Genomic DNA, 9,637 nt, shown 5'->3' with positions numbered 1-9,637 from the left:
TTATTTTATCATGGAAAACGAAAACAAGAATAACCAGTTACAAATAGAACTGAAAGAAGAAGTGGCAAAAGGTACATATGCTAATCTTGCCATTATTACACATTCAACATCTGAATTTATAATAGATTTTGTATCGGTACTACCTGGATTACCAAAAGCAGGTGTACAGTCAAGAATAGTAATGACACCTGAAAATGCAAAAAGGTTGATGTTTGCCCTTCAAGATAATATGGTTAAGTACGAAAGAAATTTTGGAGTAGTCAATATGCCGGAAGATAGGGTTGCAAATGATGAAAAGATGGGCAAAACATTTGTTCCACCATTGACAGACTTTAAAGGAGAAGCTTAAAAAATAATAAAAAATCTTTATTGAGGTCCAATTTGCGCAAAAATGAGCTTATTGGACCTTTTTTATTTCTAAAAGTGTTTGTGTATTAAAAACTTATTCGTACCTTTGCAACCCGAAATATGTAGTTTCGCTTTAGGATTGGAATTTGAATAAACAATAATATAAATTTAAAAATCAAACAAAATGCCTACTATTCAACAATTAGTAAGAAAAGGAAGAACGGTTTTGGTTGAGAAAAGTAAATCACCAGCGCTTGATTCATGTCCTCAGAGACGTGGTGTTTGCGTTCGTGTTTATACTACAACTCCGAAAAAACCTAACTCAGCAATGCGTAAAGTTGCTCGTGTGCGTCTGACAAACTCTAAGGAAGTTAACTCATACATCCCGGGAGAAGGACACAACTTGCAGGAACACTCAATCGTATTGGTACGTGGTGGTCGTGTGAAAGACCTTCCAGGTGTACGTTATCACATCGTTCGCGGTACATTGGATACTGCAGGTGTAGCAGGTCGTACACAGAGACGTTCTAAATATGGTGCAAAACGTCCAAAACCAGGACAGGCGCCAGCAGCTAAAGGTAAAAAATAATATTAGCTGAGTACAATCCTTTTAAGTAAAGACTTTATTAATTTCGTTTTGGTTTGTTGGAAAAGCTTTAAGGTTGAGTAAATATCTCGGAGGAGATGTTGAAGCGAACAGAGGTGCAGCCCCAAACTAAACATAAATTGTCAAACAAAATGAGAAAAGCAAAACCAAAAAAACGTGTGGTTCTTCCGGACCCAGTATTTAATGATCAGAAGGTTTCTAAATTCGTTAACCATCTGATGTATGATGGAAAGAAGAATACTTCTTATGAAATCTTTTATGGTGCACTTAATGTAGTTGGCACTAAATTGCCTGCAGATGAGACTTCTGCTCTAGATGTATGGAAAAAAGCTCTTGATAATGTGACTCCACAACTTGAAGTAAAATCACGCCGTATCGGTGGTGCAACTTTCCAGGTTCCTACTGAAATTCGTCCTGAACGTAAGGAGTCAATCTCAATGAAGAACTTGATATTGTTTGCTCGTAAGCGTGGTGGAAAGTGTATGGCTGATAAATTGGCTGCTGAAATTCTTGATGCTTACAACGAGCAGGGTGGTGCATTCAAACGTAAAGAAGATATGCATCGTATGGCTGAAGCTAACCGTGCTTTTGCGCATTTCAGATTTTAATCAAGTAATAATTAAATAATTGTATATTTAAAATGGCTAAACAAGATTTGCATTTGACCCGTAATATCGGTATCATGGCTCACATTGATGCTGGTAAAACTACGACTTCAGAACGTATCTTGTTCTACACTGGTTTGACTCACAAGATTGGTGAAGTTCATGACGGTGCAGCAACAATGGACTGGATGGAGCAAGAGCAGGAACGTGGTATCACTATTACTTCTGCCGCTACTACAACTCGTTGGAAATATGCGGGTAATACTTATAAAATAAACTTGATTGATACTCCGGGACACGTTGACTTTACTGCTGAAGTAGAACGCTCTTTGCGTGTTCTTGACGGTGCAGTTGCTGCGTACTGTGCAGTAGGTGGTGTTGAACCACAGTCTGAAACTGTATGGCGTCAGGCTGACAAGTACAATGTTCCACGTATCGGTTATGTAAATAAAATGGACCGTTCTGGTGCTGACTTCTTCGAAGTTGTTCGCCAGATGAAAGATGTTCTTGGAGCTAACCCTTGTCCGGTTGTTATTCCAATCGGTGCTGAAGAAAACTTCAAAGGTGTAGTTGACCTTATCAAAATGAAAGCTATCTTGTGGCACGATGAAACAATGGGTGCAGACTACGATGTTGAGGATATCCCTGCTAACTTGGTAGATGAAGCTCAGGAATGGAGAGATAAGATGCTTGAAAAAGTAGCTGAGTTTGACGAAGCTCTGATGGAGAAATATTTCGATGATCCTTCTACTATCACTGAAGAAGAAATCTTGCGTGCTCTTCGCGCAGGTACTTTGAAGATGGATATCGTGCCTATGTTCTGTGGATCTTCATTCAAGAACAAAGGTGTTCAGACTCTTCTTGACTATGTATGTGCGTTCTTGCCTTCTCCACTTGATACACCAAACATTATTGGTACTAACCCAAATACAGGTGCTGAAGAAGATCGTAAACCAGATGAAGACGAAAAGACTTCTGCTCTTGCATTTAAGATCGCAACTGACCCATATGTTGGTCGTTTGACTTTCTTCCGTGTTTACTCTGGTAAAGTAGAAGCAGGTTCTTATATCTTCAACTCTCGCTCTGGTAAGAAAGAACGTGTATCTCGTTTGTTCCAGATGCACTCAAACAAGCAGAACCCAGTTGAAGTAGTTAGCGCAGGTGATATCGGTGCCGGTGTAGGTTTCAAAGATATCCGTACTGGTGATACTCTTTGTGACGAAACAGCTCCAATCGTTCTTGAGTCTATGGACTTCCCAGAACCTGTAATCGGTATCGCAGTTGAGCCTAAGACTCAGAAAGACCTTGATAAGCTTTCTAACGGTTTGGCTAAGCTTGCTGAAGAAGACCCAACATTTACTGTAAGAACTGACGAACAGACTGGTCAGACAGTTATCTCTGGTATGGGTGAGCTTCACTTGGATATCATCATCGACCGTTTGAAACGTGAGTTCAAGGTTGAATGTAACCAGGGTCGTCCTCAGGTTAACTATAAGGAAGCTATTACTAAGACAGTAGAACTTCGTGAAGTTTATAAGAAACAGTCAGGTGGTCGCGGTAAGTTCGCTGATATCATCGTAACTATCGGCCCAGTTGACGAAGATTACAAAGAAGGTGGACTTCAGTTCATCGATGAGGTTAAAGGTGGTAACGTGCCTAAGGAATTCATCCCTTCAGTACAGAAAGGTTTCCAGACTGCAATGAAGAATGGTGTGTTGGCTGGCTTCCCTCTCGATTCATTGAAGGTTGTTTTGAAGGATGGTTCATTCCACCCAGTAGACTCAGACCAGTTGTCTTTCGAAATCTGTGCTATTCAGGCTTACAAGAATGCATGTGCTAAGGCAGGTCCAGTTCTTATGGAACCTATCATGAAGCTTGAAGTTGTTACTCCTGAAGAAAACATGGGTGATGTAATCGGTGACTTGAACAAGCGCCGTGGTCAGGTTGAAGGTATGGAATCAAGCCGTTCAGGTGCTCGTATTGTAAAAGCAATGGTTCCACTGGCAGAAATGTTCGGTTATGTAACAGCATTGCGTACAATTACATCAGGTCGTGCTACTTCTTCAATGACTTATGATCACCATGCACAGGTATCTAGCTCAATCGCTAAGACTGTTCTTGAAGAAGTTAAAGGTCGAGTTGATCTAGTTTAATAAAATAAATATCTTGAAGCCTATGAGGGCTAGCGAATGACTCTTAGCCCTCATGCTTCATCTTATCATAAATAACTAATTAATAATTTAAAACTTAACAATGAGTCAGAAAATCAGAATTAAACTGAAATCTTACGATCACAACTTGGTTGACAAGTCTGCTGAAAAAATTGTAAGAACTGTGAAGGCTACTGGCGCTATCGTAAGCGGTCCAATTCCATTGCCAACTCACAAAAGAATCTTTACTGTAAACCGTTCGACTTTCGTAAACAAGAAGTCACGTGAGCAGTTCGAATTGTCTTCTTATAAGAGACTTATCGACATCTATAGCTCAACTGCTAAAACTGTTGATGCTTTGATGAAATTGGAATTACCAAGTGGAGTAGAAGTAGAAATTAAAGTTTAATCAATTAAAATTTAACTGAAATGCCAGGATTATTAGGAAAGAAAATCGGAATGACATCCGTGTTCAGTGCTGATGGTAAGAATGTACCATGCACTGTTATCGAAGCTGGTCCTTGTGTAGTTACTCAGATTAAGAGTGTTGAAAAAGATGGTTATGCTGCTGTTCAGGTAGGTTTCCAGGACAAAAAAGAAAAGCATACTACTAAACCTTTGATTGGACACTTTAAGAAAGCTGGTGTAACTCCTAAGAGACACTTGGCCGAGTTCAAAGATTTCTCAGAAGAATTGAATTTAGGTGACACTATCACTGTAGAATTGTTCAATGACGCAACTTATGTTGACATCATTGGTACTTCTAAAGGTAAGGGTTTCCAGGGTGTTGTAAAACGTCATGGTTTTGGTGGTGTAGGCCAGACTACTCACGGTCAGCACAACCGCGCTCGTAAACCGGGTTCTATCGGTGCTTGTTCTTACCCTGCAAAAGTTTTCAAAGGAATGCGCATGGGTGGACACATGGGTGGTGATAGAGTAACTACTCACAACTTACAGGTATTAAAAGTTATTCCAGAACACAACCTTCTATTGATCAAAGGTTCAGTTCCAGGATACAAAGGTTCAATCGTAATAATTGAGAAATAATGGAAGTTAACGTATTAAATATTAAAGGTGAAGATACTGGAAGAAAGGTAGCTCTTAATGAAGCTGTTTTCGGTATTACACCAAATGATCACGCTATCTATCTTGATGTTAAGCAGTACATGGCTAATCAGCGCCAAGGAACTCACAAATCAAAGGAAAGAAGCGAAATTAGCGGTTCTACTCGTAAATTGGGTCGTCAGAAAGGTGGCGGTGGAGCTCGTCGTGGTGATATCAACTCTCCACTTTTGGTTGGCGGTGCTCGTGTGTTTGGTCCTAAACCAAGTGATTACTGGTTCAAACTGAATAAGAAAGTTAAGGCTCTTGCTCGTAAATCTGCTTTGTCATATAAGGCACAGTCAAACAACATTGTTGTCGTTGAAGATTTCACTTTTGAAGCTCCAAAGACAAAAGAATTTATAAATGTTGTGAATAATCTTAAAGTGGCTGGCAAAAAGCTACTTATGGTTTTGCCAGAAGCAAATAAAAACGTATATTTGTCTGCTCGTAACTTAGAGCGTACAAATCTTGCAATTGCTTCTGCGTTAAATACATACTCTGTATTGAATGCAGAAACTCTTGTTGTTACAGAGAGCGCATTGAAGGCTATCGAGGAAACCTTAGTTAAATAATTAAAGGAGGCTTAGTAAAATGGGAATTATTATTAAACCGTTAGTAACAGAAAAAATGACTGCAATAACTGAAAAGTATAACCGTTTCGGATTTATTGTTCGTCCTGATGCTAACAAATTAGAGATTAAGAGTGAAATCGAAGCTTTGTATAACGTTACAGTAGTTGGCGTAAACACAATTCGTTACGCTGGTAAAAATAAGAGCCGTTATACTAAATCTGGTCTTATCAAGGGTCGTACTAATGCTTACAAAAAAGCTATAGTGACATTGAAAGAAGGCGATACTATTGATTTTTATAGCAATATTTAATAAATAAGATGGCAGTACGTAAATTTAAGCCCACAACACCGGGGCAGAGACACAAAATTATTGGTACTTTTGAGGAAATTACTGCATCGGTACCAGAAAAATCTCTTGTATGTGGAAAGCGTTCTACAGGTGGTCGTAACCACGTAGGTAAAATGACAATGCGCTATATTGGTGGCGGTCATAAGAGAAAAATCCGTTTCATCGACTTCAAGAGAAATAAAGACGGTGTTCCAGCAGTTGTTAAGACAATAGAGTATGATCCAAACCGTTCGGCAAGAATCGCTTTGTTGTACTATGCTGATGGAGAAAAGAGATATATTATTGCTCCTAATGGATTGCAGGTAGGCAGCACTTTGATGTCAGGAGCGACTGCAGCGCCAGAGATTGGTAACGCACTTCCGCTCGAAAACATCCCTGTAGGTACAGTTATTCACAATATCGAGTTACGTCCAGGTCAGGGTGCAGCTTTGGTAAGATCGGCTGGTAATTTTGCTCAGTTGACTTCTCGCGAAGGTAAGTATTGTGTTATCAAATTGCCTTCAGGTGAAGTAAGACAAATCTTGAGTGCTTGTAAAGCTACTATCGGTAGTGTTGGCAACTCTGATCACGCTCTTGAATCTTCTGGTAAGGCAGGACGTTCTCGCTGGTTAGGTCGCCGTCCACATAACCGTGGTGTTGTTATGAACCCTGTTGATCACCCAATGGGTGGTGGTGAAGGACGTCAGTCAGGAGGTCACCCAAGATCACGTACAGGCTTGTATGCTAAGGGCTTGAAGACTAGAGCACCTAAGAAACAGTCTTCTAAGTATATAATTGAGAGAAGAAAGTAATAACTGATTAATTGAGTAAATTATGAGTCGTTCATTAAAAAAAGGTCCATATATTAATGTAAAACTGGAAAAGAAGGTGCTTGCTATGAATGAAAGCGGCAAGAAATCAGTTGTTAAGACTTGGGCTAGAGCTTCAATGATTTCGCCTGATTTCGTAGGGCATACAATTGCAGTTCATAACGGTAACAAATTTATTCCTGTTTATGTTACAGAAAATATGGTAGGTCACAAGTTGGGAGAATTTGCTCCTACACGTACATTCCGTGGACATGCCGGTAACAAGAAAAAATAACAGGAGACTTATTTGAAAAATAATAAAGTAAATAATAATGGGAGCAAGAAAAAAAATATCGGCTGAAAAAAGAAAAGAAGCCCTTAAGACCATGTATTTTGCCAAGTTGCAGAATGTTCCTACATCTCCAAGAAAAATGCGTCTCGTGGCTGACATGATTCGCGGTATGGAAGTGAATAGAGCACTTGGTGTACTGAAGTTTTCTTCTAAAGAAGCTTCTGCTAGAGTGGAAAAATTGTTACGCTCTGCTATTGCTAACTGGGAACAGAAAAACGAACGTAAGGCTGAAAGCGGCGAATTGTTTGTAACTAAGATTTATGTTGATGGTGGTGCAACTCTTAAAAGAATGAGACCAGCTCCACAGGGTAGAGGTTACAGAATCCGTAAGCGCTCAAATCACGTGACTTTGTTCGTTGATTCTAAGAATACTAATGATAATCAAAATTAAGAGTAGATGGGACAGAAAGTTAATCCGATAAGCAACCGTTTAGGAATTATCAGAGGATGGGATTCAAATTGGTACGGTGGCAAAAATTATGGTGACGCTTTGCTCGAAGATAGCAAAATCCGTAAGTACTTGAATGCCAGACTTGCAAAGGCAAGTGTTTCAAGAATTGTAATTGAACGTACTCTGAAATTGGTGACAATCACTGTATGCACTGCTCGTCCAGGAATTATCATAGGTAAAGGTGGTCAGGAAGTTGATAAGTTGAAAGAAGAGTTGAAGAAGATCACTGACAAGGACATTCAGATCAATATCTTTGAAGTAAAAAGACCTGAGTTAGACGCTGTGATTGTTGCTAATAATATAGCACGCCAGGTTGAAGGTAAGATCGCTTACAGACGCGCTATCAAAACTGCTATTGCAAACACAATGCGTATGGGCGCTGAAGGTATAAAGATTCTTATATCTGGTCGTTTGAACGGTGCTGAAATGGCACGTTCTGAAATGTATAAAGAAGGACGTACTCCACTTCATACTTTCCGTGCTGACATTGACTATTGTCATGCTGAAGCTTTGACAAAAGTAGGTCTGCTTGGTATTAAGGTATGGATTTGCCGTGGCGAAGTTTATGGAAAACGTGAGTTGGCTCCTAACTTCACTCAGACAAAAGAAACTGGCCGTAACAACGGTTCAAACAATGGTGGAAAGAATTTCCGTAAGAAAAGAAACAACAATCGCTAACGAATTTGAATTTTAGGAATTATGTTACAACCGAAAAAGACAAAATTCAGAAGACAGCAGAAAGGTAGCGCTAAAGGTAATGCCCAGAGAGGACATCAGCTGGCTTTCGGTACTTTTGGTATCAAGTCATTGCAGACTAAATGGATCACTGGACGTCAGATAGAAGCAGCTCGTATTGCTGTAACAAGATATATGCAGCGTCAGGGTCAGATATGGATTCGTATTTTCCCTGATAAACCTATTACTCGTAAACCTGCTGACGTACGTATGGGTAAAGGTAAAGGTTCACCAGAAGGATTCGTTGCTCCTGTAACTCCAGGTCGTATCCTGATCGAAGTAGAAGGAGTTCCTTTTGATATAGCTAAAGAAGCTCTGCGCCTTGCAGCTCAGAAACTTCCAGTTACAACTAAGTTTATTGTTAGACGTGATTACGACGCAAGTCAAAATGCTTAATTGAGATATGAAGATTGCAGAAATTAGAGAAATAGCTACTAGCGAATTAGCTGAAAGAATTCAGACTGAAGAAGCTAATTACAAACAAATGGTTTTGAATCATTCAATCTCTCCACTGGCAAATCCTGCTCAGATTAAACAATTGCGCAGAACAATCGCAAGAATGAAGACAGAGTTGCGTCAGAGAGAACTTAACAAATAATAATGGTCCACATGGAAGTTAGAAATTTAAGAAAAGAAAGAACTGGTGTTGTAGTTAGCAACAAAATGGATAAGACCATTACTGTTGCTGCTAAGTTTAAGGAGAAACACCCTATATATGGTAAGTTCGTTAGCAAAACGAAAAAATACCATGCTCACGATGAAAAGAACGAATGTCTTCCAGGAGATACAGTTCGTATTATGGAAACTCGTCCGTTGAGCAAAACAAAGAGATGGAGATTAGTTGAAATTATTGAAAGAGCTAAGTAATCATGATACAAACAGAATCAAGACTTACAGTGTGTGACAACAGTGGTGCAAAAGAAGCTCTTTGTATACGCGTTTTAGGTGGTACAAAAAGACGTTATGCCTCTGTTGGGGATGTTATTGTAGTTTCAATAAAGAGTGTAATCCCTTCAAGTGATGTTAAAAAAGGTGCCGTATCAAAAGCCCTGATCGTACGTACTAAGAAAGAAATCCGTCGTGCTGACGGTTCTTACATTCGTTTTGATGATAATGCTTGCGTACTTCTTAATAACGCTGGCGAAATTAGAGGAAGTCGTATCTTTGGTCCGGTAGCAAGAGAATTGCGTAATGCAAACATGAAAGTTGTTTCTTTGGCACCTGAAGTACTTTAATTTTGTAAAAGATTTAAGTAATGAGTAAATTACATATTAAAAAAGGCGATACAGTTTACGTTAACTCTGGTGAAGATAAAGGTAAGACTGGACGTGTGTTGAAAGTTCTTGTTAAAGAAGGACGCGCTTTGGTAGAAGGTATCAATATGGTATCTAAGAGTACTAAGCCTAATGCAAAGAACCCTCAGGGTGGTATTGTGAAACAGGAAGCTCCTATTCACATTTCAAATCTTAACCCTGTAGATCCTAAGACAGGTAAACCAACACGTATTGGTAGAAGAGAAAGTTCTGACGGAAGAACATTTGTTCGTTATGCAAAAAAATCAGGAGAGGAGATCTAA

The 9,637-nt window shown here is 39.4% G+C and carries 17 protein-coding genes; all 17 read left to right on the top strand.

Translation table 11 applies throughout. The features are described 5' to 3' along the window. Nucleotides 1-10: 10 nt before the first annotated feature. The 17 genes from I6E24_RS00905 to rplX all read left to right on the top strand — a co-directional run bounded on the left by I6E24_RS00905 (nucleotide 11) and on the right by rplX (nucleotide 9,637). A complete protein-coding gene (locus tag I6E24_RS00905) occupies nucleotides 11-349 on the top strand; it encodes a DUF3467 domain-containing protein (RefSeq protein ID WP_235325487.1) in 339 nt (112 codons plus the stop codon). A 183-nt stretch (nucleotides 350-532) separates the two neighbouring features. Further along, nucleotides 533-937 carry a 30S ribosomal protein S12 gene (gene rpsL, locus I6E24_RS00900; protein WP_154043500.1) on the top strand — a complete coding sequence of 135 codons (405 nt, stop codon included), beginning with the start codon at nucleotides 533-535 and terminating at the stop codon, nucleotides 935-937. Between the two features lie 149 nt (nucleotides 938-1,086). Further along, nucleotides 1,087-1,563, top strand: coding sequence for a 30S ribosomal protein S7 (gene rpsG / locus I6E24_RS00895; protein WP_204404520.1), 477 nt, complete (start codon nucleotides 1,087-1,089; stop codon nucleotides 1,561-1,563). A 32-nt stretch (nucleotides 1,564-1,595) separates the two neighbouring features. Beyond that, nucleotides 1,596-3,713: an elongation factor G gene (fusA, locus tag I6E24_RS00890; RefSeq protein ID WP_235325477.1), complete on the top strand. Its 2,118-nt coding sequence runs from the start codon at nucleotides 1,596-1,598 to the stop codon at nucleotides 3,711-3,713. A 100-nt stretch (nucleotides 3,714-3,813) separates the two neighbouring features. Then, complete coding sequence (gene rpsJ / locus I6E24_RS00885; protein ID WP_002558075.1) at nucleotides 3,814-4,119, top strand: 30S ribosomal protein S10; 306 nt, start codon at nucleotides 3,814-3,816, stop codon at nucleotides 4,117-4,119. A 20-nt stretch (nucleotides 4,120-4,139) separates the two neighbouring features. Further along, entirely contained in the window at nucleotides 4,140-4,757 is a 618-nt protein-coding gene (rplC, locus tag I6E24_RS00880; protein WP_235325474.1) for a 50S ribosomal protein L3, read from the top strand. Next, nucleotides 4,757-5,386 (top strand): 50S ribosomal protein L4, encoded by a 630-nt coding sequence (gene rplD / locus I6E24_RS00875; RefSeq protein WP_235325472.1) that lies wholly within the window; start codon nucleotides 4,757-4,759, stop codon nucleotides 5,384-5,386. Before rplC ends, rplD begins: the two co-directional genes overlap by 1 nt. Before the next feature lie 19 nt (nucleotides 5,387-5,405). Beyond that, nucleotides 5,406-5,696 (top strand): 50S ribosomal protein L23, encoded by a 291-nt coding sequence (gene rplW, locus I6E24_RS00870; RefSeq protein WP_235325470.1) that lies wholly within the window; start codon nucleotides 5,406-5,408, stop codon nucleotides 5,694-5,696. A gap of 8 nt (nucleotides 5,697-5,704) precedes the next feature. Then, entirely contained in the window at nucleotides 5,705-6,526 is an 822-nt protein-coding gene (rplB, locus tag I6E24_RS00865; protein ID WP_235325468.1) for a 50S ribosomal protein L2, read from the top strand. A 22-nt stretch (nucleotides 6,527-6,548) separates the two neighbouring features. Next, nucleotides 6,549-6,818 carry a 30S ribosomal protein S19 gene (rpsS, locus tag I6E24_RS00860; protein WP_013618002.1) on the top strand — a complete coding sequence of 90 codons (270 nt, stop codon included), beginning with the start codon at nucleotides 6,549-6,551 and terminating at the stop codon, nucleotides 6,816-6,818. A 37-nt stretch (nucleotides 6,819-6,855) separates the two neighbouring features. Continuing rightward, nucleotides 6,856-7,266 carry a 50S ribosomal protein L22 gene (rplV, locus tag I6E24_RS00855; protein ID WP_154043493.1) on the top strand — a complete coding sequence of 137 codons (411 nt, stop codon included), beginning with the start codon at nucleotides 6,856-6,858 and terminating at the stop codon, nucleotides 7,264-7,266. Between the two features lie 6 nt (nucleotides 7,267-7,272). Beyond that, the gene (rpsC, locus tag I6E24_RS00850) at nucleotides 7,273-8,004 is read left to right on the top strand and encodes a 30S ribosomal protein S3 (protein ID WP_204404529.1); all 732 of its coding nucleotides are present in this window, start codon (nucleotides 7,273-7,275) and stop codon (nucleotides 8,002-8,004) included. Nucleotides 8,005-8,025: 21 nt separating this feature from the next. Then, entirely contained in the window at nucleotides 8,026-8,457 is a 432-nt protein-coding gene (rplP, locus tag I6E24_RS00845) for a 50S ribosomal protein L16 (protein WP_154043491.1), read from the top strand. A 7-nt stretch (nucleotides 8,458-8,464) separates the two neighbouring features. Then, nucleotides 8,465-8,659, top strand: coding sequence for a 50S ribosomal protein L29 (gene rpmC / locus I6E24_RS00840; RefSeq protein WP_235325466.1), 195 nt, complete (start codon nucleotides 8,465-8,467; stop codon nucleotides 8,657-8,659). A gap of 11 nt (nucleotides 8,660-8,670) precedes the next feature. Further along, entirely contained in the window at nucleotides 8,671-8,928 is a 258-nt protein-coding gene (gene rpsQ, locus I6E24_RS00835; RefSeq protein ID WP_204445171.1) for a 30S ribosomal protein S17, read from the top strand. A gap of 2 nt (nucleotides 8,929-8,930) precedes the next feature. After that, nucleotides 8,931-9,296: a 50S ribosomal protein L14 gene (rplN, locus tag I6E24_RS00830; protein ID WP_154043488.1), complete on the top strand. Its 366-nt coding sequence runs from the start codon at nucleotides 8,931-8,933 to the stop codon at nucleotides 9,294-9,296. Between the two features lie 20 nt (nucleotides 9,297-9,316). Next, nucleotides 9,317-9,637, top strand: coding sequence for a 50S ribosomal protein L24 (gene rplX / locus I6E24_RS00825; RefSeq protein WP_154043487.1), 321 nt, complete (start codon nucleotides 9,317-9,319; stop codon nucleotides 9,635-9,637).

The organism is Bacteroides caecigallinarum (assembly GCF_021530995.1).
GTDB classification, from domain to species: domain Bacteria; phylum Bacteroidota; class Bacteroidia; order Bacteroidales; family Bacteroidaceae; genus Phocaeicola; species Phocaeicola faecigallinarum.
The sequence above is the reverse complement of the archived record's forward strand: the minus strand, read 5'-3'. Positions and strand labels throughout refer to the sequence as shown.

Bases quoted from the DNA above. Each gene is read 5' to 3' on its own strand.
- I6E24_RS00905 (WP_235325487.1), top strand. From the start codon at position 11: ATGGAAAACGAAAACAAGAATAACCAGTTACAAATAGAACTGAAAGAA.
- rpsL (WP_154043500.1), top strand. From the start codon at position 533: ATGCCTACTATTCAACAATTAGTAAGAAAAGGAAGAACGGTTTTGGTT.
- rpsG (WP_204404520.1), top strand. From the start codon at position 1,087: ATGAGAAAAGCAAAACCAAAAAAACGTGTGGTTCTTCCGGACCCAGTA.
- fusA (WP_235325477.1), top strand. From the start codon at position 1,596: ATGGCTAAACAAGATTTGCATTTGACCCGTAATATCGGTATCATGGCT.
- rpsJ (WP_002558075.1), top strand. From the start codon at position 3,814: ATGAGTCAGAAAATCAGAATTAAACTGAAATCTTACGATCACAACTTG.
- rplC (WP_235325474.1), top strand. From the start codon at position 4,140: ATGCCAGGATTATTAGGAAAGAAAATCGGAATGACATCCGTGTTCAGT.
- rplD (WP_235325472.1), top strand. From the start codon at position 4,757: ATGGAAGTTAACGTATTAAATATTAAAGGTGAAGATACTGGAAGAAAG.
- rplW (WP_235325470.1), top strand. From the start codon at position 5,406: ATGGGAATTATTATTAAACCGTTAGTAACAGAAAAAATGACTGCAATA.
- rplB (WP_235325468.1), top strand. From the start codon at position 5,705: ATGGCAGTACGTAAATTTAAGCCCACAACACCGGGGCAGAGACACAAA.
- rpsS (WP_013618002.1), top strand. From the start codon at position 6,549: ATGAGTCGTTCATTAAAAAAAGGTCCATATATTAATGTAAAACTGGAA.
- rplV (WP_154043493.1), top strand. From the start codon at position 6,856: ATGGGAGCAAGAAAAAAAATATCGGCTGAAAAAAGAAAAGAAGCCCTT.
- rpsC (WP_204404529.1), top strand. From the start codon at position 7,273: ATGGGACAGAAAGTTAATCCGATAAGCAACCGTTTAGGAATTATCAGA.
- rplP (WP_154043491.1), top strand. From the start codon at position 8,026: ATGTTACAACCGAAAAAGACAAAATTCAGAAGACAGCAGAAAGGTAGC.
- rpmC (WP_235325466.1), top strand. From the start codon at position 8,465: ATGAAGATTGCAGAAATTAGAGAAATAGCTACTAGCGAATTAGCTGAA.
- rpsQ (WP_204445171.1), top strand. From the start codon at position 8,671: ATGGAAGTTAGAAATTTAAGAAAAGAAAGAACTGGTGTTGTAGTTAGC.
- rplN (WP_154043488.1), top strand. From the start codon at position 8,931: ATGATACAAACAGAATCAAGACTTACAGTGTGTGACAACAGTGGTGCA.
- rplX (WP_154043487.1), top strand. From the start codon at position 9,317: ATGAGTAAATTACATATTAAAAAAGGCGATACAGTTTACGTTAACTCT.